21 protein-coding genes and 1 tRNA gene are annotated in these 22,223 nt (G+C 70.0%); 14 read left to right on the top strand and 8 right to left on the bottom strand.

The window, feature by feature from the left end; genetic code table 11:
• The first annotated feature begins 42 nt into the window (after positions 1-42).
• On the top strand, positions 43-363 hold the full coding sequence (locus AC2IPW_RS00225) for a hypothetical protein (RefSeq protein ID WP_003936606.1): 321 nt from the start codon (positions 43-45) through the stop codon (positions 361-363).
• A 65-nt stretch (positions 364-428) separates the two neighbouring features.
• On the opposite strand, the gene AC2IPW_RS00220 is transcribed toward AC2IPW_RS00225, so the two are convergent.
• Positions 429-514 (bottom strand) — tRNA-Leu (locus AC2IPW_RS00220).
• A 188-nt stretch (positions 515-702) separates the two neighbouring features.
• Here AC2IPW_RS00220 and AC2IPW_RS00215 point away from each other — a divergent pair.
• The 7 genes from AC2IPW_RS00215 to pknB all read left to right on the top strand — a co-directional run bounded on the left by AC2IPW_RS00215 (position 703) and on the right by pknB (position 10,406).
• Positions 703-1,986 carry an FhaA domain-containing protein gene (locus AC2IPW_RS00215; protein WP_003936607.1) on the top strand — a complete coding sequence of 428 codons (1,284 nt, stop codon included), beginning with the start codon at positions 703-705 and terminating at the stop codon, positions 1,984-1,986.
• Between the two features lie 160 nt (positions 1,987-2,146).
• Positions 2,147-2,611, top strand: coding sequence for an FHA domain-containing protein FhaB/FipA (locus tag AC2IPW_RS00210; RefSeq protein ID WP_003936608.1), 465 nt, complete (start codon positions 2,147-2,149; stop codon positions 2,609-2,611).
• Positions 2,608-4,044, top strand: a complete 1,437-nt coding sequence (locus AC2IPW_RS00205; protein WP_003936609.1) for a PP2C family protein-serine/threonine phosphatase — start codon at positions 2,608-2,610, stop codon at positions 4,042-4,044. The genes AC2IPW_RS00210 and AC2IPW_RS00205 overlap by 4 nt, the downstream gene beginning before the upstream one ends.
• Complete coding sequence (locus AC2IPW_RS00200; protein ID WP_486375981.1) at positions 4,044-5,495, top strand: FtsW/RodA/SpoVE family cell cycle protein; 1,452 nt, start codon at positions 4,044-4,046, stop codon at positions 5,493-5,495. The genes AC2IPW_RS00205 and AC2IPW_RS00200 overlap by 1 nt, the downstream gene beginning before the upstream one ends.
• Positions 5,492-6,976 carry a peptidoglycan D,D-transpeptidase FtsI family protein gene (locus AC2IPW_RS00195; protein ID WP_450120489.1) on the top strand — a complete coding sequence of 495 codons (1,485 nt, stop codon included), beginning with the start codon at positions 5,492-5,494 and terminating at the stop codon, positions 6,974-6,976. The genes AC2IPW_RS00200 and AC2IPW_RS00195 overlap by 4 nt, the downstream gene beginning before the upstream one ends.
• 2 nt (positions 6,977-6,978) lie before the next feature.
• A complete protein-coding gene (locus AC2IPW_RS00190) occupies positions 6,979-8,496 on the top strand; it encodes a serine/threonine-protein kinase (RefSeq protein ID WP_416062326.1) in 1,518 nt (505 codons plus the stop codon).
• Complete coding sequence (pknB, locus tag AC2IPW_RS00185) at positions 8,493-10,406, top strand: Stk1 family PASTA domain-containing Ser/Thr kinase (protein ID WP_486375980.1); 1,914 nt, start codon at positions 8,493-8,495, stop codon at positions 10,404-10,406. Before AC2IPW_RS00190 ends, pknB begins: the two co-directional genes overlap by 4 nt.
• 27 nt (positions 10,407-10,433) lie before the next feature.
• On the opposite strand, the gene AC2IPW_RS00180 is transcribed toward pknB, so the two are convergent.
• Positions 10,434-11,090, bottom strand: a complete 657-nt coding sequence (locus AC2IPW_RS00180) for an aminodeoxychorismate/anthranilate synthase component II (RefSeq protein ID WP_003936614.1) — start codon at positions 11,088-11,090, stop codon at positions 10,434-10,436.
• 20 nt (positions 11,091-11,110) lie between these two features.
• On the bottom strand, positions 11,111-11,836 hold the full coding sequence (locus AC2IPW_RS00175; RefSeq protein WP_003936615.1) for a DUF881 domain-containing protein: 726 nt from the start codon (positions 11,834-11,836) through the stop codon (positions 11,111-11,113).
• Between the two features lie 129 nt (positions 11,837-11,965).
• Here AC2IPW_RS00175 and crgA point away from each other — a divergent pair, with 129 nt between their 5' ends.
• Together crgA and AC2IPW_RS00165 are read left to right on the top strand one after the other, a co-directional pair.
• A complete protein-coding gene (gene crgA / locus AC2IPW_RS00170; RefSeq protein ID WP_003936616.1) occupies positions 11,966-12,229 on the top strand; it encodes a cell division protein CrgA in 264 nt (87 codons plus the stop codon).
• A 66-nt stretch (positions 12,230-12,295) separates the two neighbouring features.
• Positions 12,296-12,748 carry a PH domain-containing protein gene (locus AC2IPW_RS00165; protein ID WP_003936617.1) on the top strand — a complete coding sequence of 151 codons (453 nt, stop codon included), beginning with the start codon at positions 12,296-12,298 and terminating at the stop codon, positions 12,746-12,748.
• Here AC2IPW_RS00165 and AC2IPW_RS00160 read toward each other — a convergent pair.
• Positions 12,733-13,659, bottom strand: coding sequence for a rhomboid family intramembrane serine protease (locus AC2IPW_RS00160; protein WP_003936618.1), 927 nt, complete (start codon positions 13,657-13,659; stop codon positions 12,733-12,735). The two genes, AC2IPW_RS00165 and AC2IPW_RS00160, sit on opposite strands and share 16 nt — an antisense overlap.
• Before the next feature lie 12 nt (positions 13,660-13,671).
• The gene (locus AC2IPW_RS00155; RefSeq protein ID WP_054370860.1) at positions 13,672-14,199 is read right to left on the bottom strand and encodes a peptidylprolyl isomerase; all 528 of its coding nucleotides are present in this window, start codon (positions 14,197-14,199) and stop codon (positions 13,672-13,674) included.
• Between the two features lie 180 nt (positions 14,200-14,379).
• Here AC2IPW_RS00155 and AC2IPW_RS00150 point away from each other — a divergent pair, with 180 nt between their 5' ends.
• A complete protein-coding gene (locus AC2IPW_RS00150) occupies positions 14,380-15,243 on the top strand; it encodes an alginate biosynthesis protein AlgP (protein ID WP_486375979.1) in 864 nt (287 codons plus the stop codon).
• Between the two features lie 13 nt (positions 15,244-15,256).
• Here AC2IPW_RS00150 and AC2IPW_RS00145 read toward each other — a convergent pair whose 3' ends face one another.
• A complete protein-coding gene (locus AC2IPW_RS00145; RefSeq protein ID WP_450120485.1) occupies positions 15,257-15,424 on the bottom strand; it encodes a hypothetical protein in 168 nt (55 codons plus the stop codon).
• Positions 15,425-15,666: 242 nt separating this feature from the next.
• On the opposite strand from AC2IPW_RS00145, the gene AC2IPW_RS00140 reads away from it, so the two are divergent.
• A complete protein-coding gene (locus tag AC2IPW_RS00140; RefSeq protein ID WP_450120484.1) occupies positions 15,667-17,610 on the top strand; it encodes an acyl-CoA dehydrogenase family protein in 1,944 nt (647 codons plus the stop codon).
• A gap of 92 nt (positions 17,611-17,702) precedes the next feature.
• On the opposite strand, the gene AC2IPW_RS00135 is transcribed toward AC2IPW_RS00140, so the two are convergent.
• The gene (locus AC2IPW_RS00135; RefSeq protein WP_486377066.1) at positions 17,703-18,989 is read right to left on the bottom strand and encodes a lipase family protein; all 1,287 of its coding nucleotides are present in this window, start codon (positions 18,987-18,989) and stop codon (positions 17,703-17,705) included.
• A gap of 185 nt (positions 18,990-19,174) precedes the next feature.
• Between AC2IPW_RS00135 and AC2IPW_RS00130 the strand changes: the two genes are divergently transcribed.
• Together AC2IPW_RS00130 and AC2IPW_RS00125 are read left to right on the top strand one after the other, a co-directional pair.
• Positions 19,175-19,852, top strand: a complete 678-nt coding sequence (locus AC2IPW_RS00130) for a hypothetical protein (protein ID WP_486375978.1) — start codon at positions 19,175-19,177, stop codon at positions 19,850-19,852.
• A 193-nt stretch (positions 19,853-20,045) separates the two neighbouring features.
• Positions 20,046-21,227, top strand: coding sequence for a DUF7159 family protein (locus tag AC2IPW_RS00125; RefSeq protein ID WP_003936624.1), 1,182 nt, complete (start codon positions 20,046-20,048; stop codon positions 21,225-21,227).
• A 9-nt stretch (positions 21,228-21,236) separates the two neighbouring features.
• Here the strand turns inward: AC2IPW_RS00125 and AC2IPW_RS00120 are convergent, their stop codons facing one another.
• Complete coding sequence (locus tag AC2IPW_RS00120) at positions 21,237-22,196, bottom strand: R2-like ligand-binding oxidase (RefSeq protein WP_486375977.1); 960 nt, start codon at positions 22,194-22,196, stop codon at positions 21,237-21,239.
• Between the last annotated feature and the right edge of the window lie 27 nt (positions 22,197-22,223).

Genomic DNA, 22,223 nt, shown 5'->3' with positions numbered 1-22,223 from the left:
CATCCTGCATGTAATGCGATCCGAGATGCCAGACTGCTCGCCATGAGCACGACCCGCACCGCAGTCCCGAACCCACGCCACGGCGCGACGAGCCTGACGGATCTCGCGGCCGCCGCCGACGAGCACACCGTCGCCGACGTCCACCAGGGGCAGGTGTTCCTCGGCATCCTCCATCGCGAGAACGACAGCGTCAGCGCGGCACTCACGACCGCCGAGACCTGCGCACGGATCGAACGCGGCAGCGGCTCCGTCGCCGCCGCACAGCGATACGAGTCGGAGGTCCGGCGGTTACGCGAGACCCAACGAGAGCTGCACTGCATGATCGCGAACCTGCGGGCGCGCTTCGCGACGTCCGGATCCTGAGCGGACACACCGAGCGGCCCGACAACGACTCGGGCCCCCGATCCGCGAGGATCGGGGGCCCGATGTGGTGGGCGAAGGGGGACTTGAACCCCCACGTCCCGAAGGACACTGGCACCTGAAGCCAGCGCGTCTGCCATTCCGCCACTCGCCCGAGCGACTGGAAAACAGTAACACACCCCCTCGGCGAACAACGATTCGCCTGCACAGAGGCCTTTCCGGACGCTGCGCCGGGCCGTGGGAGCGGGGCCGCCACCACCACCCGGCCGGATCGGACGAAAAGTCGATACCATTCAGAAGCGAGCTCTGCATTGCGACACGCAGACCGGAAAGGGGGTCGTCGTGGGTATCGCGCAGCGATTCGAACGCAAGCTGCAGGCTGCCGTCAGCGACGTGTTCGCGCGCGTCTTCGGTGGCGGCGTCGTCCCGCAGGAGGTGGAGGCCGCGCTCCAGCGCGAGGCCACCGACGGCGTCCAGCAGCTCGACCGGGGCCACATGCTGGCCCCCAACCGGTACGTGATCACGATCAGCGAATCCGATCACGAAGCCCTCGCCGCGGATCGGGACTTGACGGTGAAGGCGTTCGCGCGTCACCTTGAGGACTTCATCCGCGAGCAGGGGTGGCAGACCTACGGTCAGATCCAGGTCGGATTCGAATCGTCGGCGGCGCTGCACACCGGGCAGTTCCGCACGCACGGGTCGGTCGACCCCGACGTCGGGCGCGCCCCGGCCTCACGGACACCGCACCACCGTTCAACCGTGACCCCCGACCCAGGAGTTGGCTCGATGACGCAGAATCCAGGCTACGACCCAAGCCGTGACCCCGCCGAGAGCGCCGAGCCGCAGTACGCGCGGAACGGTCACGCACACGTAGGCCAGGATCAGCGCTACCAGCAGGGCCAGCGGAACGGCGGGGGGTATCCCTCCGCGCAGGCACCGTACGGCGGCGAGCAGCAGGGCGGTTACGACGCCGGCGGGTACGACCAGCAGGGCTACGGCGCGCCCGGCGGGCACGACCAGCAGGGCTACGGCGAAGACCGGGGTTACGGCGGCTACTCCGGACAGGCGTACAGCCAGGACTACGGCCGTGACTACTCACCGCAGTACCCGTCCCAGCAGGCCTACGGCGACGACCGCTACCAGGGCGGATACGCCCAGCCCGGTGGTTACGACCAGGGCTACCCGGATCAGGGCTACGGCCAGCAGGGATATGCCGGACAGGGCTACCCCGACCAGGGGTACGCGGACCCGGGTTACGGACAGCCGGGCTACCCCGAGCAGGGATACGCAGACCAGGGCTACGGCGCCGGTGCGTACCAGCCTCCGCAGGCCGGCCGGGTGCTGACCGCGACGCTCCAGCTCGAGGACGGCAGCGGACGCTACTACCAGCTCCGGGAGGGCAGCAACATCGTCGGACGTGGGCAGGACGCCCAGTTCCGGCTGCCGGACACCGGCGTCTCCCGCCGCCACATCGACATCCGCTGGGACGGACAGGTGGCCATGCTCTCGGATCTCGGCTCGACCAACGGCACCACCGTCAACGGTGCGTCCGTGCAGGACTGGCAGCTCGCCGACGGCGATGTGATCCGGGCGGGTCACTCGGAGATCCTGGTGCGCATTCTCTGAGCGCCGAGGACCGAGACCCGATCGGAACCGGCCCGAGACCCATCCGACGCGTCGGCGACGCGCCGGACGATGCGTCTCGTCGCCCGGGGTCCGTATTGTGGGTGACCGCAGTGCACCGGACGACACCGCACCGGGCCGATACGCAGAAGGAGGGCGAGCCGTGCAGGGGCTGATTCTGCAGCTGACCCGGGCGGGGTTCCTGCTCCTGCTGTGGTTGTTCATCTGGGCGATCCTGCGCACGCTGCGATCGGACATCTACGCCGGTGCCGCACGTCCGGTCCCGCGCTACTCGCCGCGCAACCAGTCGGTGCTGCCGTCGCTGGGCCGCGGCAAGTCGGCGAAGTACCTGGTGGTGACCCAGGGCGCTCTCGCAGGCACCCGCATCACGCTCGGTTCCCAACCGGTCCTGATCGGCCGGGCCGACGACTCGACCCTGGTCCTCACCGACGACTACGCATCCACCCGGCACGCCCGCCTGTCGCAGCGCGGGTCGGACTGGTACGTCGAGGATCTGGGCTCGACCAACGGCACGTATCTGGACCGTGCCAAGGTCACCACCGCCGTCCGCGTACCCCTGGGCACTCCTGTCCGGGTCGGGAAGACCGTGATCGAGCTCCGCCCGTGACCCTTGTACTGCGATACGCCGCCCGGAGCGACCGTGGCCTGGTGCGTTCCAACAACGAAGATTCCGTGTACGCGGGGGCTCGCCTGCTCGCCCTCGCCGACGGCATGGGCGGCCACGCCGCCGGCGAGGTCGCCTCGCAACTGATGATCGCGGCTCTCGCCCACCTCGACGACGACGAACCCGGCGGGGACCTGCTCGGCAAGCTCGCCGCCGCCGTGCGCGAGGGCAACGCCGCCATCGCGGATCAGGTCGAGGAGGAACCCGAACTCGACGGCATGGGCACCACGCTCACCGCCATCCTCTTCGCCGGCAGCAAACTCGGCCTCGCCCACATCGGCGATTCGCGTGCCTACCTGCTGCGCGAGGGCCAGCTCACCCAGATCACCCGCGACGACACCTTCGTGCAGTCCCTCGTCGACGAGGGACGCATCACGCCCGAGCAGGCACACAGCCACCCGCAGCGCTCGCTCATCATGCGCGCTCTCACCGGCAGCGAGGTCGAACCGACCCTCACCGTGCGCGAGGCACGCGCCGGCGACCGCTACCTCATCTGCTCCGACGGCCTGTCCGACGTCGTCAGCGACGAGACCATCGCCAACACCATGAGCGAAGGCACGCACGACGAGTGCGCCGATCGGCTCATCGAACTCGCCCTGCGCAGCGGCGGACCCGACAACGTCACCGTCGTCGTCGCCGACGTCATCGATCTCGACTACGGACAGAGCCATCCGATCGTCGCCGGTGCCGCCTCGGGGGACGACGAGGACACCCCGCCGCCCAACACCGCCGCGGGCCGTGCCGCCGCGATGCGTCCGCCCCGCGCCACGCCCAAGCGTGTCGTCGTGCAGAAGGATCCCGAGCCCGCGCGCAAGCGCAGCCGGATGTGGTGGCCGCTCGTCGCGATCGTGGTGCTCGGACTGCTCGTCGCCGGTGCGGCCGTGGGCCGGACGATGATCCGCAGCTACTACTACGTCGGCGACGACGACGGCCGTGTCACGGTGCTGCGCGGCGTGCCCGGCAACATCCTCGGCTACTCCCTGCAGGAACAGTCCCTCGTCGGCTGTCTCGCCGACGACGGAACGTTGACCCTGACCTCTCCGCAGGAGGCGGACTGCCGCGTCATGCTGGTCGACGATCTGCAGCCGGCGGCCCGTGAGCAGGTGCGGGCGGGCCTGCCGTCCGGGTCTCTCGACGACGCGCGCACGCAGATGAACCGGCTCGCGGAAAACGACCTGCTCCCGGTGTGCGTCGAGGAACAGGCGGCTCCGTTGCCCGCCCCGGCTCCGGCGCCCGAGCCGGCCCCCGCCCCGGCCCCTCCGGCGGCTCCCGCGTCGGAACCCGCATCCGCCGAGACACCCGCCCCCGCACCGGCCCCGGCGCCCGAGCCGGCGGTCCCGCAGGTGCCGGGCCAGAACTGCCGGGTGGGCGCCTGATGTCGGTGTCCCACGCACCCGGAGCCTCCTTCCCCAGTCCTCCCGGAGGCTTCGCCCCGGCTCCCGCCGTGTCCACGCGGTGGAACACGGAGCTGCTGCTCATCGTCGCCGCCATCGCGATCACCACGGTGTCGCTGATGCTGGTCGAAGCCAGCCAGGAACAGACCCTGACCATGGACCTGGCCAAGTACGGGCTGACGTACGCGGTGCTGTTCCTCGCCGCGCATCTGGCGGTGCGCCGGTTCGCGCCCTACGCCGACCCGCTGCTGCTGCCGATCGTCGCGCTGCTCAACGGCCTGGGCCTGGTCCTGATCCACCGGCTCGACCTCGCCGACGAGGAGAACGCGCGCTACCTCGGTCAGCCGATCCCCTCCCCCGACGCCAACCAGCAGGTGCTGTGGACGGCGCTCGCCATCGCCGGCTTCGTCGCGGTGCTGGCGCTGCTGCACGACTACCGGCTCCTCGCCCGGTTCAGCTACACCCTGGGCCTGATCGGCCTCGTCGCGCTCGCCGTACCGGCCCTGCTGCCGTCCCGCTTCTCCGAGGTCAACGGCGCCAAGATCTGGATCAGGCTGCCCGGATTCAGCATCCAGCCCGGCGAGTTCGCCAAGATCCTGCTCATCATCTTCTTCGCGTCCGTGCTGGTGGCCAAGCGCGACCTGTTCACCACCGCCGGCAAACACGTGCTCGGCATGGACTTCCCCCGCGCCCGCGACCTGGGCCCGATCCTCGCGGCATGGATCCTCTCGATCGGCGTCATGGTGTTCGAGAAGGACCTCGGCACGTCGCTGCTGCTGTTCGGCACAGTGCTGGTGATGCTGTACATCGCGACCGAACGGGTGGGCTGGCTGCTCATCGGTGGCGCTTTGCTCGTCGTCGGCTTCTACTTCGCGTACCAGATGTTCGGTCACGTGCGGGTGCGCGTGGAAACCTGGCTCGACCCGCTGGCCGACTACAACAACACCGGCTACCAGATCTCGCAGTCGTTGTTCGGTCTCGCCACCGGCGGTGTCGCCGGCACCGGACTCGGCAGCGGACGTCCCGCGCAGGTGCCGTTCGCCAAGACCGACTTCATCGTCGCCACGATCGGTGAGGAACTCGGGCTCATCGGCCTCAGTGCCATTCTCGTCCTCTTCCTGATCCTGATCACGAGGGGATTGCGCACCGCGCTCGCCGTCCGCGACAGCTTCGGCAAGCTGCTGGCCGCCGGCCTGTCGTTCACCATCGCGATCCAGCTGTTCGTCGTCGTCGGCGGCGTCACCAAGCTGATCCCGCTCACCGGTCTCACCACGCCGTTCATGTCCTACGGTGGTTCGTCGCTGCTGGCGAACTACCTCCTGCTGGCACTGCTGGTGAAGATCTCCAACGCGGCCCGCGAGCCCGCCGCCCCACGCAAGAAGGCACCGCCACCGATTGCGGACGCGCCGACGGAAATGCTGGGGCGCGGATGAACACACCGCTCCGCAAAGTCGCGATGGCGGTGATGTTCATGGTCGTCGCGCTGCTTGCCAACGCCACCTACGTCCAGGTCATCAAAGCCGACGACCTGCGCACCGACCCGCGTAACTCGCGGGTGCTCATCGACGAGTACTCGCGTCAGCGCGGACAGATCTCCGCGAGCGGACAGGTCCTGGCGGTGTCGGTCCCCACCGACAGCCGCTACAAGTACCTGCGCACCTACCCGGCCGCCCCCGAGCAGCCGGCGAGTCCGCTCGCCTACGCACCCGTGACCGGGTTCTACTCGATGCAGTACGGCAGCACCGGGCTCGAGCGCACCGAGGACGAGGTGCTCAACGGGTCCGACAACCGGCTGTTCGGCCGGCGCTTCTTCGATCTGGTCTCCGGACGGGACCCGCGCGGCGGCAACGTGGTCACCACCATCGACCCCGTCATGCAGCAGGTGGCGTACGACGAACTCACCGCCAAGGGCTACACCGGCTCGGTCGTCGCCATCGAACCGAGCACCGGTCGCATCCTGGCGATGGTGAGCACCCCGAGCTACGACCCCAACCGGCTCTCCGGCCACGACGGCGCAGCCACCTCGCAGGCCTGGGAGGAACTCAACGCCGACCCCGACAAACCGATGCTCAACCGTGCCATCTCGCAGACCTACCCGCCGGGCTCGACCTTCAAGGTGGTCGTGACCGCCGCGGCGCTCGCCGCGGGTACCACCCCCGACGACCAGTTCACCGCCGCACCCAACATCACGCTGCCCGACACCGCGACCACGCTGGAGAACTACGGCGGCGCGACATGCGGTGGCGGCCCCACGGCCTCCCTGCGCGAAGCCTTCGCCCGCTCCTGCAACACCGCCTTCGTCGAGATGGGCATCGAGACCGGCAAGGAGGCCCTCGCCGAGCAGGCCGAGGCGCTCGGCATCGGGGAGTCCGTGGACATCCCCGTCCCCGTCGCGGCGAGCACGATCGGGCCGATCCCCGACGGCGCCGCGCTGGGCCAGTCCAGCATCGGTCAGCGTGACGTCGCACTCACCCCGCTGGAGAACGCCGTGATCGCCGCCACCGTCGCCAACGGCGGCGTCCGGATGCAGCCGCACCTGGTGTCCCAGTTGCAGTCGCCGGACCTGTCGGTGCTGGCGGAGACCTCACCGGTCTCGGCCGGGCAGGCGATGTCGCCGCAGGTCGCGGCCACCCTGACCGACCTGATGATCGGATCCGAGAACTTCTCCGGCGGCGAGGGGAAGATCCCGGGGGTCCAGATCGCGTCGAAGACCGGCACCGCCGAGCACGGCGACGACCCCCGTAACACTCCCCCGCACACGTGGTATATCGCCTTTGCGCCTGCCCAGCAGCCCACTGTTGCCGTGGCGGTCATCGTGGAGGACGGCGGCGACCGCGCTCTCGCCGCCACGGGAGGCTCGGTTGCCGCGCCGATCGGACGTGCCGTGATCGCGGCGGGAATGCAGAGAGGCTGATTATGGCTTTGCACAGCGGCGCCATGATCGCCGACCGTTACCGGCTGCAACGGCTCATCGCCACCGGTGGCATGGGACAGGTGTGGGAAGGGCTCGACACCCGCCTCGACCGCCGGGTGGCGGTGAAGGTCCTCAAGGCCGAACTTTCCGGCGACGCGGACTTCCTGACCCGATTCCGGTTCGAGGCGCGCACCACTGCACAGCTCAACCACCCCGGCATCGCGGGTGTGTTCGACTACGGCGAGACCACCGACGCCGAGGGACAGTCCATCGCGTACCTGGTGATGGAACTGGTGCACGGCGAACCCCTCAATGCCGTGCTCGCCCGGGTGGGCCGCCTGTCGCTGCCGCACACCCTGGACATGCTCGAACAGACCGGACGGGCGCTGCAGGCGGCGCACGACGCCGGAGTCGTGCACCGCGACGTCAAGCCCGGGAACATCCTCATCACCCCCACCGGCCAGGTCAAGATCACCGACTTCGGCATCGCCAAGGCCGTCGACGCGTCACCGGTGACGCGCACCGGGATGGTCATGGGCACCGCCCAGTACATCGCCCCCGAGCAGGCCCTCGGCCAGGAGGCGACGTCGGCGAGCGACGTGTACTCGCTCGGCGTCGTCGGATACGAGGCCCTCGCGGGCCGGCGGCCGTTCCTCGGCGACAGCGTCGTCACCGTCGCGATGAAGCATGTGCAGGAGACGCCCGCTCCGCTGCCCACCGATCTGCCGGCGGGGGTGCGTGAGCTCATCGAGATCGCCATGACGAAGGACCCGGCGCACCGGTACACCAGCGGCGGCGAGTTCGCCGACGCCGTCGCCGCCGTGCGGTCCGGCCGATCGGTGCCGCCGCCGGGCAACGTGCCGCCGGTCACCGGTGCCACGCGGATCCTGCCGCCCGGCGTGCCGGGCACCACGTCCCCGGCCGCGACCCGCGCGCTCGGGCCCACCCCGCCGCCACCGCCGTCGCGGCCGTACTACGCCCCGGCGTACGCGAACGGCGGGGACCAGCCCCCCACCGGCTCCGCCCCGTCCGGGGACAAACGCTCACCGAGCCCGAAGGCCATCGCCTGGGCGGCCGGGGCGGCTGTGGCCCTCGCACTCGTTGCGCTGGCGCTGGTGCTGCTGGGCGGCGACAATTCCGGGGACGCGGGACCCGCACGGTCCACGACCACGCAGGCACCGACGACCACCACCCGTGCCACGACGACCACCACGAGGCCGCCGCGGACCACCACCACGACGGTGGAGCCGACCACGACGGCACCCCCCACCACGACGCAGGCCCCCACGACCACCCCCGAGCCGACGACGACCACCCCACCGCCGACGACGACGGAGGCGCCGACCACCACCACGGCGCCCACCACGACGACGGCCACGACGACAGCCGCCACCACGACGACGGCCGAGACGACCACCACCACCGTCTCCCTGCCAGGTGACGGTGAGGGTGGTCTCGAACCCGGAGCCATAGACAACCCGTTCACCCCGATCGAGCCAGTCACCCGAGGACAGTCATGACCACACCCCGCAAGCTCTCTTCCCGCTACGAGTTGGGTGAGATCCTCGGCTTCGGTGGCATGTCGGAGGTGCACCTGGCCCGGGATCTGCGGCTCGACCGCGAGGTGGCGATCAAGGTGCTGCGCGCGGATCTCGCGCGCGACCCCACGTTCTATCTCCGGTTCCGCCGCGAAGCCCAGAACGCCGCGGCGTTGAACCATCCGGCGATCGTCGCCGTGTACGACACCGGTGAGGCGGAGACCGAGTCCGGCCCGCTGCCGTACATCGTCATGGAGTTCGTCGAGGGCGACACGCTGCGCGACATCGTGCGCTCCCAGGGGCCGATGACCCCGAAGCGGGCCATGGAGGTCGTGGCGGACGTGTGCGCCGCCCTGGACTTCAGCCACCGCAACATGATCGTCCACCGCGACGTCAAGCCTGCCAACGTCATGATCACCCGTTCCGGCGCGGTGAAGGTCATGGACTTCGGCATCGCCCGGGCCATCTCGGACGCCGCGAGCCCGATGACGCAGACCGCCGCGGTGATCGGCACCGCCCAGTACCTGTCGCCGGAGCAGGCCCGCGGTGAGCAGGTCGACGCCCGCTCCGACGTGTACTCGGTGGGCTGCGTCCTGTTCGAGATCCTCACCGGTAAGCCGCCGTTCCAGGGCGATTCCCCCGTGGCCGTCGCGTACCAGCACGTCCGGGAGGATCCGCCGCTGCCGTCGTCGGTGAACTCCGCCGTCCCGCCGGAGCTGGACTCGGTGATCCTCAAGGCGATGGCGAAGAACCCCGCCAACCGGTATCAGAGCGCCGCCGAGATGCGCAGCGACCTGATCCGCGTGCTGAGCGGCCAGAAGCCCAGCGCACCCATGGTGATGACCGACGAGGACCGCACCACCATCCTCGGGGCCGTCGACGGTGCCGGGACACCTCGCAACGGCGCGGACCGCGGGGCCGCCGCAGCCGCTGCCGGCGGGACCGTGGCGACGCCCCAGCGCTCCCGGGTGCTGCGCAACACGCTGCTGGGCCTGGCGGCGGTCGTGATCGTCGGCATCGTCGGGGTGTTCCTGTGGACCTCGGGCCCGGGATCGACCGCCGCGCAGATCCCCGTCCCCGACGTGCGCAACCTCGCCGCGGAGATCGCGGAGAGCAGGCTGCAGGATGCCGGGTTCGAAGTCTCGGTGCAGATGAAACCCGACGCCGTGGTCGCCACCGGCAACGTCGTCAACACCCGGCCGGTCGCCGGGGTCCAGGCCGAGGAGGGCAGCACCGTCACCCTCGAGGTCTCGAGCGGCCCCGAACAGGTGGAGATCCCGCGGCTGGCGGGCATGAACCAGCAGGAGGCGCTGCAGGCCCTGACCGACGCCGGACTGCGCCTCGATCCGAACGTGGCCCGCGCACCGTCGGCGGCGGCCGAACGCGACACCGTCGTCGACCAGAGCCCCGCCCCGGGAGCCGACGCCGACCGCGACAGCGCGGTGCGGGTGACGCTCGGCAGCGGACCCGAGCAGATCCGAGTGCCCAACGTCGTGGGTCAGGCCACCGAGGTGGCGCGTGACAACATCGAGGCTGCCGGTTTCACCGTCGTGGTCGACGAGATCGACTCCAGCCAGCCGACCGGGACGGTGGTGTCGAGCAGCCCGGCGGGCGGTACCAGCGCGACGGAGGGCGACACGGTCACCATCCAGGTGTCCAACGGCAACCGCATCGAGATGCCCGCGTTGACGAACAGGACGGTGTCCGAGGCACTCGCGGAACTGCGGGCGGCCGGCTGGACGGGCTCGCCGGCACAGCTCGTGCAGAACCGCGAGGCCACCCTCGACCCGGAGCTGGTGGGCAAGGTCATCGCCCAGCAGCAGCCGCCGGGGTCGGAGATCTCCAAGTCGGAGACCATCACCGTGGGTGTGGGCGTGCTGGGTATCCGCTGAGCTGCGCTCGGATGCCGTGCGGACGGCTCAGGCGACGCCCCCGGCGAGCGCCTGAGCCACTTCCGCCTCGAGACGGGCGACCAGCGGTTCGTCCGGTGCCTCACCGCACACGCCGAGCCAGTTCGCCAGCATCCGGTGGCCGCCCTGCGTGAGGACCGATTCCGGGTGGAACTGGACGCCGTGGACGGGCAGCTCGCGGTGCCGCAGGGCCATGACGATGCCGCTCTCGGTGAATCCGGTGGGGACGAGTTCGTCCGGCAGCGTGTTGGGCAGCACCGTGAGTGAGTGGTAGCGCGTCGCGGTGAACGGATCCGGCAGGCCGGCCAGCACGCCGGTGCCGTCGTGCCAGACCGAACTGGTCTTGCCGTGCAGCAGCTCGGGGGCCCGGTCCACGGTCGCCCCGAAGGCGGCACCGATCGCCTGATGACCGAGGCAGACCCCGAGCAGCGGCGTGCCCGCGTCGGCGCAGGCCCGGACGAGGTCCATGCTCGCACCGGCGCGCTGCGGCGTGCCCGGCCCGGGGCTCAGGAGGATGCCGTCGAACTCGGCCGCGATCCGGTCCGCTGCGCCGGTGAGCCGCTCGTCGTCGTTGCGCCAGACTTCGGCCCGGGTCCCGAGCTGCCCCAGGTACTGCACGAGATTGAAGACGAAGCTGTCGTAGTTGTCGACGACGAGGATGCGCATGCGGAAAGGGTACCGACCCGTCAGCGCAGCGTTGCTCCGCCCGTGTAGGCCGGAACCGACAACGACTCCGACGACTGCTGCGTGTAGCCCAGCCCGTAGCGCGCCGCGTACTGCTTGTACACGCGGATGCCCGGCTCGGCCGCAAGGGCGGCCTCGAGTCGCGCCGGGTCGCCCAGCGCGGTGATCACGTACGGCGGAGAGTAGGTACGGCCGTGCAGCAGCAGGGTGTTGCCGATGCACCGCGGCGCCGAGGTCGCCACGAGCCGCTGATCCTGCATCGCGATCGCCTCGGCCCCGCCGGCCCACATCGCGTTGAGCACGCTCTGCACGTCCTGCTGGTGCACCACGAGATCGTCGGGCGACGCCTCCGTCGGATACCTGCCGTCGGCGCCGCGCGGCGCATCGGTGAGGCTGACGGTGACCCCCGGGCCCCGTCGTGCGGTGAGCCCGGCCGGGTCCTCGAGGCCGGAGATGTCGGCGAGCACCGCGGCGACGTCGTCGTCGGTGGCCGCGGCCTGGGCCTGCAACTCGGCGACGCGTCCCGCGAGGTCGTCGCGGGTGGCGGCGAGCTCGTCCGCCTTGGCCTGCGCTGCCCGCACGAGGTCGGACAGCCGCGCGGAGTCGCTCACGCGCAGTTCCTCGCCGTCGGAGACCCCGCGGGTAGTGCCGAGCAGCAACCCGGCGAGCAGGCACACGGCCAGCGCGGCGGCAGTCCACCCGAGCGCGCGGGCCCGGCCGTCCGACACGTGGACCCTCCGTTCCGGATTCTGCGTTAGCGTGTACTCACACTGGTAGTACACGCACTGGTAGTACACGCCAGGTAGCTGCCCAACCTACCTGTCCGCCCCGCGCGGTACCGCACGAACGAGGACGTCATGCCCAAGTCGAAGGTCCGGAAGAAGACCGACTACACGATCAACCCGGTGAGCCGCACCCCCGTGAAGGTGAAGGCGGGACCGTCGAGCACCTGGTACGTCGCGGTGATGCTCGGCTTCATGCTGATCGGTCTGGCCTGGCTGGTGGTCTACTACCTCGCGGCCGAGCAGATCTCGTGGATGAACGACCTCGGCGCGTACAACTTCCTCATCGGTTTCGGGTTCATGATCGTCGGCCTGATCATGACCATGAGGTGGCGGTGAGGTTACAGGAGTGTAGTTCATCCCCACCTGTGGACAAACCTGTGGACGAACTGGGGAAAGCTCCCCGTGTCCGGTGAACAACCCCTGCGCTGGTCCACACCCCCGCTCGCGATCGTCGCGCTGGTGGTGGGCGGCATCGTGCTCGCGGTGGCCGCGGCGACGACTCCCGATCCTGCCGGCCGCACCCTCGTCGGGCTCGCGGCCGCGGTCGCACTCGTCGTCGCGGCTCTCGCGGCCCGGCAACGCCCGCGGCTCGAGGTGCTTCCCGACGACGCCGGACTGGCCGTCACCCGCCTGACGGGACGGCGTGAGCTGCCCCGCGCAGCCCTGACGCGGGTACGGATCGTCGCGTATCCGCGGCTCGGCCGGCGGGTCCCGATGCTGGAGATCGACGTGCGCGACCCCCACGGCGACGAGCAACTGCTCATCTTCGGGCGCTGGGACCTGGGTACCGATCCCCGCACGGTGTACGACGCACTCGCGGTGCGGGGACTGGCGCCGGATCAGACCCCGAGCTGAGCCCGCAGGCGCAGGACGGCCAGGGCGAGGACCAGCACGGTGACCACCGTGACGCCGCCCAGCGCGAGCCATCCCGTCCGGACGAAGCGGGCGCGGTCGTCGCCCGCACCCAGTGCGCGCGGGGCGAACAACAGCGCCGCCGTCGCCGCCGCACCCGCGGCCAGGCCGCCGAGGTGTCCCCACAGGGAGATGCCGGGGATGGTGATGCTGATGACGACGTTGAGGACAACGATCGCCAGCACGGGCGCGGGGCTGCGCCGCAGCCGCATCAGGATCACCGCCTGCGCTCCCAGCAGGCCGAACACGGCGCCGGAGGCGCCGGCGGTCACGGCGTCGGTCTCGAGCAGCATCACCGCAGCGGACCCGCCGAGAATCGACACCAGGTAGACGGCCAGGTACCGGAGTCGGCCGAGGACGAGTTCGGTGTCTCGGCCGATCACGTACAGCGCGAACATGTTGACCGCGAGGTGCAGCACCCCGAAGTGCAGGAATCCGCTGCCCAGCACCCGGATGTACTCGTCACGAGCGGCGATCATCGGCGGCCACAGCGCCCACTCGAAGAACAGGCTCGACGAGCGCTCGTTGTTCATCACGCTGCCGGACTGGGCGGCGGTGATCGCGAAGATTGCGGTGTTCAGCGCGATCAGGATGTACGTCACGAGCGGGGTGTTCGCCTGCGACCGGGCGGGTGCGCCCGCGACGGTGCGGGCCTGCGGGACGTCACGCTGCGCGGCCGCGACGCAGTCGACGCACTGCTGACCCACCGCGGCGGACCGCAGGCAGTCGGGGCAGGCCGGTCGTCCGCATCGGCTGCACGCGAGCAGCGTCGGGCGATCGGGATGCCGGACGCACCGCGGCTGGGGCGGGTGGCCGCCCCCGCCGGCCGCGTGGCCCCAGCCGGGGTTCGTCATGTTCGGTCTCTCTCAGGAAATGGTGATGCTGTCGATGACGACCGGCTCGACCGGGCGGTCCGCACGGTCCGTCGCCGTCGTGGCGATCGCGTCGACGACCTTCTTCGACGCCTCGTCGGTGACCTCACCGAAGATCGTGTGGCGCCGGTTCAGGTGCGGGGTCGGCCCGACGGTGATGAAGAACTGCGAACCGTTGGTGCCCGGTCCGGCATTGGCCATGGCGAGCAGGTAGCCGCGGTCGAACTGCAGCTCGGGATGGAATTCGTCGCCGAACTGGTAACCCGGGCCGCCGCGGCCGGTGCCGGTCGGGTCGCCGCCCTGGATCATGAAGCCGTCGATGACGCGGTGGAAGACCGCACCGTCGTAGAACGGGCCGCTGGTCTCGCCCTTGGCGTTCTCGGTCTTGTACTCCTTGGTGCCGTTCGCGAGGCCGACGAAGTTCTCGACGGTCTTCGGGGCATGGTTGCCGAAGAGCTCGATCACGATGTCGCCGCGGTTGGTGTGCAGAGTCGCGGTTGCAGTCTTTTGAGGTGAAGTCACCCCTCCATCGTGCCATCCGGGTCTGCGACACCGGAGCGGTCCGTCTCGCGAACCCGGACGCGAGCGTCCTCTGTGCACGGACGCGAGCGTCCTCTGTGCACGGACGCGAGCGTCCTCTGTGCACGGACGCGAGCGTCCTCTGTGCACGGACGCGGGGGTTCGCTGTGCAAAAGTGGGTACATGACGAGTGTGAGCGAGTCCAGAACCAAGAGCGGGTCCGGCACCGGTAGCGAACTCGTGTGCCCCCCGAAGGAATCCAAGGGTGCCGGTGGCTACCTGAAGCTTGCAGGTCAAGGCGCGACGGCCCTGGCGCGGGGGCCGCTCGTCACCGGCCTGTTCGTCGCCCGAAAGGGTCTCGACGTCGCCCGGAACATGGCCGGCAACCGAGAGTGCCGCCGCGCACAGGCCGCAGCGACGATCGAGTCCGGTTCCCGGGGACGGGGCCGCAAGCTCCTGGTGACGGTCGGCGCGCTCGGCGTCGTCGCCGCGGGCGGAGTGGTGTTCTACCGCAGCCGGCTCGGGGATCACCCGCCCGTCGCGCCGGAACCGCCGCGGATCGAGTCGACTCCGCCCGCGCCGGTCGCAGCGCCCGAGGCTGCCGCACCGAAGGCCGAAGCACCGAAGGCCGAAGCACCCGCACCGAAACCGGCGGCCACGACAAACGCGAAGCCCGCGCCCGCCGCGACACCCGAAGCCGCAGCACCGAAGCCCGAAGCCGCAGCACCGAAGCCCGAGACTGCAGCACCGAAGCCGGCAGCCGCAGCACAGGCGAAGCCCGAGCCGACCGCGACACCCGAGGCTGTGGCCCCGAAGCCCACACCGGCCCCGAAGCCGGCCCCGGCGGCCGACACGGCGTCGAAGAGCACAGACGCGGCACCGAAGGGCACGGCCGATGCGGCCCCGACCGGGAAGCACGCGGCCAAGGAGGAACCGGCTCGCAAGCCGACCCCCGCGTCGAAGAACGCGGCTGCCGGTGGCAAGGGAACCTCCGCGAAGCCGCAGCCGCCGAGCGGTCCTGCCGGGGGACCGAAGAAGCAGAACTGAGGTCCGCCCGGGATCACGGGACGGAGTCGGATCCGGGGCAGGTCGCGTCGTGCGCGGCCTGCCCTTCTTCGAGAAGTCGGCGTTCGATGACGCGTAGTTCCAGGTCGACGATGCGGCCGGCGACAACGTAGATCAGGACGGTCAGCAGTAGTACGACAGGTACGGACGCAAGAAATTCCATGTCGGCCTCCAGCGGTGGTCCGCGCGGGCGGGAAGGTGGAGGTGCTCGGGTGCGTCGTCAGTGACCACTCCAGCGTACGGACACGGGCGGGGGCTCTGTCGCGACGGCAGGCCCCCGGCGCCATGATCCGCCCCACACCCGTGCCCTTGGTTACTCATGGGTACCGATCCGCCGAATCAAGTGATGTACATCACTTAACAGGTGGATACTCGCCGGTAGCAGTCCTATCGGGGAGGCATCACATGGCACAACAGATACACGCCAGCGAGGAACAGTCGCGCGCTCTCGCAGAGGAATCCCGCGAGACCAGCTGGCACAAGCCGTCGTTCGCAAAGGAGTTGTTTCTCGGACGTCTGACCCTCGACCTCATCCATCCGTTCCCGCGGCCCACTCCCGACGAGGAGGCCCGGACCGAAGGGTTCCTGGCAGAGCTTCGCCGCTTCTGCGAGGGTGTGGACGGCAGCCGCATCGAGCGCGAGGCCCGGATTCCCGACGAATACGTCGCCGGATTGGCCGAGCTCGGCTGCTTCGGCATGAAGATCTCCCAGGAGTACGGCGGCCTGGGACTGTCGCAGGTGGCCTACAACCGCGCGCTGATGCTCGTGGCCAGCGCCCACCCGAGCCTCGGCGTCCTGTTGTCGGCGCATCAGTCCATCGGAGTGCCCGAACCCTTGAAGTTGGCCGGGACACCCGAACAGAAGCGCGCTTTCCTCCCGCGGTGTGCGCGGGGGGCGATCTCGGCCTTCCTGCTGACCGAGCCCGACGTGGGTTCCGATCCCGCCCGTCTCGCCTCGACGGCGGTGCCGGTGGAGAACGGCGACGCGTACGAACTCGACGGCTTGAAACTGTGGACCACCAACGGAGTGGTCGCCGAACTGCTGGTGGTGATGGCGCGGGTGCCGCGCAGCGAGGGCCACCGCGGTGGCATCTCGGCGTTCGTCGTCGAAGCGAACACCCCGGGCATCACCGTCGAACGCCGCAACTCGTTCCTGGGCCTGAAGGGGATCGAGAACGGCCTCACCCGGCTGTACAAGGTGCGGGTGCCGAAGGAGAATCTCATCGGCCGCGAGGGCGACGGCCTGAAGATCGCCCTGACCACCCTCAACGCGGGCCGGCTCGCGATCCCGTCGATGTGTGCCGGTGCCGGCAAGTGGGCGCTCAAGATCGCCCGGGAATGGTCCGGCGCCCGCGTCCAGTGGGGTCGCCCGGTGGGTCGGCACGATGCGATTGCCGGCAAGATCGGATATATCGCGGCCACCACGTTCGCCCTCGAGGCCGTGGTGGAACTGACCGGCCAGATGTGCGACGAGGACCGCAACGACATCCGCATCGAGGCGGCTCTCGCCAAGCTGTGGTCGAGCGAGGTGGCCTGCGAGATCGCCGACGAGTTGATGCAGATCCGAGGGGGACGCGGCTACGAGACGGCGGCGTCGCTCGCGGCCCGGGGGGAGCGGATGGTACCCGCCGAACAGCTCCTGCGGGACTTGCGGATCAACCGGATCTTCGAGGGCTCGAGCGAGATCATGCGGCTCTTCGTCGCCCGCGAAGCCGTGGATGCCCATCTGCGGGTGGCGGGTGAGTTGGCCGATCCGAAAGCCACTCTGGACACGAAGGCCCGGGCCGCCGCCAAGGCGAGCGGCTTCTACGCCAAGTGGCTGCCCCAGTTGGTGGCGGGCAAGGGCCAGCTGCCCACCTCGTACGGCGAATTCGGTCCCCTGGCACACCATCTGCGCTACGTGGAGCGGTGTTCGCGCAAGCTCGCTCGGTCCACGTTCTACGGCATGGCCCGGTGGCAGGGTGGTCTGGAGAAGCGGCAGAATTTCCTGGGGCGGCTCGTCGATATCGGCGCGGAACTGTTCGCGATGTCGGCAAGTTGCGTACGGGCGCAGATGTACCACACCGACGGTCACCCCGAGACGGATGCGGCCTACGAACTCGCCGACGTCTACTGTCTCCAGGCGAAGCTCCGCGTGGACTCGCTGTTCGCCGCGTTGTGGACGCACACCGACGATGCCGACCGGCAACTCACGGCCGACGTCCTCGACGGCCGCTACACCTGGCTGGAGAAGGGCGTGATCGATCCCAGCGAGGGCACGGGCCCATGGATCGCCGAATGGTCGCCCGGGCCGTCGGTGGAGCAGAACCTCGCCCGCAGATTCCTCGGCGCCGACCATCCGGTGGTGTGAACGGCCCGGCGGCGGCGCGCGCTCTGGTCAGCCGCGACAGCAATCGCTGTCGCGGCTGACCGTCCTGTCCGTGGATCCCACGCCGCCGTCGATCAGAAGGCGCCGCAGTTGGACGGTGCGGGCCGCCCGGCGAACCGGTCGTTCAGGTAGGCGACCGCTTCGGGCATGCCGGCGACCAGCGGCAGCGCGTGATTGACGGCCAGGCCCGGCAGGATGGGCGGGGTGGTGTTCGTGGAGAACTGGACGGTGGCGCCGAGGGCGCACCAGTCCGTCGCGAGCCGGCGACCCTGACCGAACGGCACGATGTCGTCCATCGTTCCGTGCTGCACGAGCACCGGCGCCGACGGCTGCAGACGTCCGATCCGCTGCGCGGCGATGGCTTCCTTCGCCTCCGGCAACCGATCGACGACGGCGCTCAGCGGCTCGCCCGTGCGGGTGTAGTCGTTCGTGCGCTGGAAGCCGTAGCGGAAGATCGTCTCCGGGGCGCACTGGTTCGCCACCGACTGCAGCATCTCGCGTCCCCGGTCGTTGATCTCGGCATCGATGAGATCCCGGAGCTCTGGGTAGGCCTCACCGAGGCCGTTGATCGTGTAGCCGATCACGCCGGTCAGCGCCGTCCCGTCGACCTGGTTCAGCGTGGCCTCGAGGTCCGCGGGCGGCGCACCGGCATAGACACCCACCAGGTTCAACTCGGGTGCGTAGGTCGGCTGCAGTTCGGCGGCCGCCGACACGGCGCCACCGCCTTGGGAGTACCCCCACAGGCCGACCGGCCCGTCGGGGGTGACGGACGCGGCGGGCAGGCTCTGGGCCGCCCGGACCGCGTCGAGCACCGCGTGCGCCTCGGCCAGCCGGTTGACGTAGGTGTGGTGGCCCGGCGTGCCGAGACCGTCGTAGTCGGTGACGACGACGGCGATGCCCTGCAGCAGCATGGTGTTGATCGACAGCAGTTCGTACTCGGTGAACAGGTCGAGCGGCGGGGTGTAGGAGACGATCGAGTTCAACTGCTTGGACGGCGCACACTGGTCGCCCTGCCCCTGGGTGCCCGGCGCGATCGCGACGAGCGGCCGCGGGCCGGGACCGTTCCAGGGCAGCGACGGCTCGAGGTAGGTGCCGCCGACGGCGTTGGGCTCGCCATTCGCGTCGAGGCTGCGGTAGAGCAGCCGGGTGCCCTGTGCCGGGAACACGCCCTGCGGCGTCGGGACGCGGACGGCGAGATCGGACGGCCCGCTACGGAGTACGGCGCCGGAGGTGCCGGCCAGATCGAACGGAGGATCGTAGAAGGACGCGTCCGCGCTCGCCGTCGCCGGCATCGCGAGCATCGTTCCCGTCAGCGCCGCGGTCGCTACCGCGGCGCCGGTCCATCTTCTGGCGCGCCCCATCCGTATCCCCATCCCACGGTCCCTTCACAGGTCGGTGCCTGTGTGTCGGACGACACAGGCGGTACGCACTGTAACAGCTAACTTACCGACGCGTAAGTGCGCTGTCCGCCTCTTGTGACCCGCACTCGAGGTCACGATCCGTCGTTCGTGCCACCGCATCACCGCTGGTCGAGGACAATCCGAGCATGACCGCGGAGCGCAGCGAGCCGCACCTGCACCGGCTGACCACCCCGCACACCGCCGCCGTCGGGATCGTGTTCGCGGTCCTGTTCACGGCGAGCATCGTCCTGGTCCGTCAGGCGATCCCGGCGGATCCCTTCGGCACGACCGAGTGGCTGGAGGCCGGCCGCTCACGGCTCACCGTCGCGCTGACGCTGTCCCAGTTCGCCTGCATCGCGTTCCTGTGGTTCATCGGTGTGCTCCGGCATCGGCTGGGCGACCTCGAGGACCAGTTCTTCTCGACGGTCTTCGTCGGCAGTGGTCTGTTGTTCCTGGCGCTCATCCTCGTCACGATGGCCAGTGCCGGCGGCCTGCTCCTGACGGACCAGGCGGAGGCCGTCCCCGCCCAGGAGTCGGCCGCGTTCGCGCATGCGCTGATCCTGCAGATCAGCAATGTCTACTCGATCCGTATGGCTGCGGTCTTCATGATCTCGCTGGGCACCATCTGGATGCGCACCGGGCTGATGCCACGATGGCTGGTCGCCCCCACCTACCTGATCGCCCTGATCCTGCTGTTCGCGGTGACGGAGGCGCTGTGGCTCACCCTCGTCTTCCCGGCGTGGGTGGCCGTGATCAGCCTGTTCCTGCTGACCCATGCCCGGCAGGCGTTCCCGCCCCGGCGGACGATCCGGCCGAGAACCTGACGGCACCGGGTACGCGGACATCCGCCCACGACTGCACGCCTCGGGCCCGGCGACGCGCACGGGCTGTGCCGATGCGGCGCGCGAATCCTAGTGGTCACGGCAATCTCCCGCGCGGTGCTACGGCGCGGCTTCCCCGGCTGTGGCCGAGTCGGTAGCAAGATGTACGCCGATCGTTGTCTACAGGAGGTTTGACATGGCTGTGGGAGTCGGTCTCCGGATCGGGAGCGTGGTGTCCACCGCGGTCCTCGCTTCCAACGACCCCGGCAGTCCCGATCCCGTGGTCATAGCCCGGGACACCGTCCTGCACATCGATTCCGACGGCACCACCGTCCTCGGCGGCGCCCCGCATCCTGCCGGTGAGGCCCGCTACCTGTCGGGATTCCTCGGCCGGGTCGGCGATCCCGCCGGCGTCACCGCCAGTGACGGACGCATCTACCGAGCCGAGGACTCGATGGCCACGGCGATCGCCTGCCTGCTGCACGAATGCCACCCCCTGCCACCGGACAGCGGGCCCGACGGCGGCCTGCCGAGTGTCACCGCCACCTACCCGTCACGGTGGGACCAGCCCACCGTGGCCGCACTGCGGGCCGCGCTCGACTATGCGGATCTGCGGCACATCGCCCTCGTCTCGGACGCCGAGGCGGCCGCGACGTGGTACGCCTCGGAGATCTCGGAAACTCCGGGACAGCTCGTCGGCATCTTCCACGTCGACGACGGCGGCTCGACCGTCAACCTCGTGCGGTCCGGCGTCTCGGCCGGCAAGGCGTTCCGGTTCGGCGCCAAGAGCGCCCCGTCCCCCGCGGCCCAGCTGGCCACCGCCCTCGGCGCCTTCGGCTGGCTTTCGCACAACCTCGACGCCGTCGTGGTGATGGGTGACGGGTTCGTCGCGCGCGACCGCTCGCACGTGCAGTCCATCGCGGACAGCCTCGCCGCGAAACTCGGGGTACGCACCCTCGTCGGACCCGGTCCCGAGCAGACCGCCGCCCTCGGTGCCGCCATCCTCGCGGCCGGTTTCACACCCGCGCGCGTGGTCAAGGCGCGGATCGGCCTGCCCCCGTCGTACGACGTCACCGACGTTCTCACCGGTGGCATTCCGCGTATCCGTGAACTCGAAGCGGCCGAACGTGCCCGGGCCGAAGCGGCGGCGGAACGAGACCGGGCAGCGGGCGCACCCGCGAGCCCCGCACCTGTTCCCGCGACGACCGCCGCCGACGTGCGATCCGGCGGCGCCCGGCCCGAGGACAGCGACGCCGACGACACCGCGGGCACGACGCTCACCACCACCGCGACGCCGCCGAGCCGCAACTACTCGGCGATCGGAGCGGTGGTCGCGGTGGTCCTGTTGCTGGTCTTCGCGGTCGTCGCGCTGCTCTGACCGCCCGGTTCAGTTCCCCGCGAGGCTGGTCAGCTCCGCGGCATCCTCCGCACCGAACTTGTCCTCGAGCACTTCCGGGCTGTAGTCGAGATCGATCTCCTCGACGGGCCGGCCGCGGGCGGATTCGATGGCCCCGAGCCGTCGCTGGGCGCGGTCGGCGGCGTAGGAGACGAACTCGTCGGGATCGAGACCGAAGGGTTGTTCCTCGAACTGGTCGTTGACCCACTGGATCATGCCGAGCGCGAGCGGCAGCAACTCTCCCATGCGTTGCTGCACGACATCCCAGTTCGAGTCGACGGCGGCGACGTGGCGGCGGCACGTGAACGTTCCCCATGCCATGTGCCGGCGTTCGTCGTCGCCGATCCGGCGCACGAGTTCCTGCATCCCGGGCAGGATTCCGCGTTTCGTGCACACCTTCTGCCAAGCGTAGTACCCGGTGAGGGCGAGGCTGCCCTCGATGACGTGGTTGTAGGTGACGCTGGCGCGGACCTGGTTGGCGGGGCTCGGGTCGGTCTCGAGGACGCGCAGCGAGTGGGGCAGCTCCTCGTAGAACAGCTGCCGGTAGTACGGGTTGTCCGCGACGTAGGGGTGCAGGTCCGCGGTCAGGCCCACCTCGTCCATCCACAGCCGGAAGACCTGGGTGTGCTTGGCCTCCTCGAAGCAGAACTGGGTCAGGTACATCTCGTCGCCGAGACGGCCCTCGGCGGCCATCGCCCGCAGGAACGGCTGGATGTCCTGGGTGACGGCCTCCTCACCGGCCACGAACTGCGCGACGAGGTAGGTGGCGCTGCGGTGCTGTTCGCTGTTGAGTTCGTTCCAGTCGGCGGCCTCGCGGCTGAAGTCCAGATCGAGCGGATCCCAGAACTTCGCGTTGCCCTTCGCGAACAGCCGCAGAGGGAAGGCGTCCCAGTGCAGACCCCCCGCGCGCAGGGTCCCGAAGCCCTGACGTTCCGGCAGTGCAGTGGTCATGAGCGTGCCGCCTTTCCTCGACGCGGA

The sequence above is a fragment of the Rhodococcus sp. NS-SX18 genome, from assembly GCF_057367935.1.
Note: the sequence above shows the minus strand (reverse complement) of the source record. Positions and strands in the feature narration are given on the sequence as shown.

What these genes read in the sequence shown, in the direction of transcription:
- AC2IPW_RS00200 (WP_486375981.1), top strand. Translation starts at nt 4,044, where the DNA reads ATGTCGGTGTCCCACGCACCCGGAGCCTCCTTCCCCAGTCCTCCCGGA.
- AC2IPW_RS00150 (WP_486375979.1), top strand. Translation starts at nt 14,380, where the DNA reads ATGACGAGTGTGAGCGAGTCCAGAACCAAGAGCGGGTCCGGCACCGGT.
- AC2IPW_RS00180 (WP_003936614.1), bottom strand. Translation starts at nt 11,090, where the DNA reads ATGCGCATCCTCGTCGTCGACAACTACGACAGCTTCGTCTTCAATCTC.
- AC2IPW_RS00145 (WP_450120485.1), bottom strand. Translation starts at nt 15,424, where the DNA reads ATGGAATTTCTTGCGTCCGTACCTGTCGTACTACTGCTGACCGTCCTG.
- AC2IPW_RS00135 (WP_486377066.1), bottom strand. Translation starts at nt 18,989, where the DNA reads ATGGGGCGCGCCAGAAGATGGACCGGCGCCGCGGTAGCGACCGCGGCG.
- AC2IPW_RS00160 (WP_003936618.1), bottom strand. Translation starts at nt 13,659, where the DNA reads ATGACGAACCCCGGCTGGGGCCACGCGGCCGGCGGGGGCGGCCACCCG.
- AC2IPW_RS00195 (WP_450120489.1), top strand. Translation starts at nt 5,492, where the DNA reads ATGAACACACCGCTCCGCAAAGTCGCGATGGCGGTGATGTTCATGGTC.
- pknB (WP_486375980.1), top strand. Translation starts at nt 8,493, where the DNA reads ATGACCACACCCCGCAAGCTCTCTTCCCGCTACGAGTTGGGTGAGATC.
- AC2IPW_RS00190 (WP_416062326.1), top strand. Translation starts at nt 6,979, where the DNA reads ATGGCTTTGCACAGCGGCGCCATGATCGCCGACCGTTACCGGCTGCAA.
- AC2IPW_RS00225 (WP_003936606.1), top strand. Translation starts at nt 43, where the DNA reads ATGAGCACGACCCGCACCGCAGTCCCGAACCCACGCCACGGCGCGACG.
- crgA (WP_003936616.1), top strand. Translation starts at nt 11,966, where the DNA reads ATGCCCAAGTCGAAGGTCCGGAAGAAGACCGACTACACGATCAACCCG.
- AC2IPW_RS00120 (WP_486375977.1), bottom strand. Translation starts at nt 22,196, where the DNA reads ATGACCACTGCACTGCCGGAACGTCAGGGCTTCGGGACCCTGCGCGCG.
- AC2IPW_RS00140 (WP_450120484.1), top strand. Translation starts at nt 15,667, where the DNA reads ATGGCACAACAGATACACGCCAGCGAGGAACAGTCGCGCGCTCTCGCA.
- AC2IPW_RS00130 (WP_486375978.1), top strand. Translation starts at nt 19,175, where the DNA reads ATGACCGCGGAGCGCAGCGAGCCGCACCTGCACCGGCTGACCACCCCG.
- AC2IPW_RS00125 (WP_003936624.1), top strand. Translation starts at nt 20,046, where the DNA reads ATGGCTGTGGGAGTCGGTCTCCGGATCGGGAGCGTGGTGTCCACCGCG.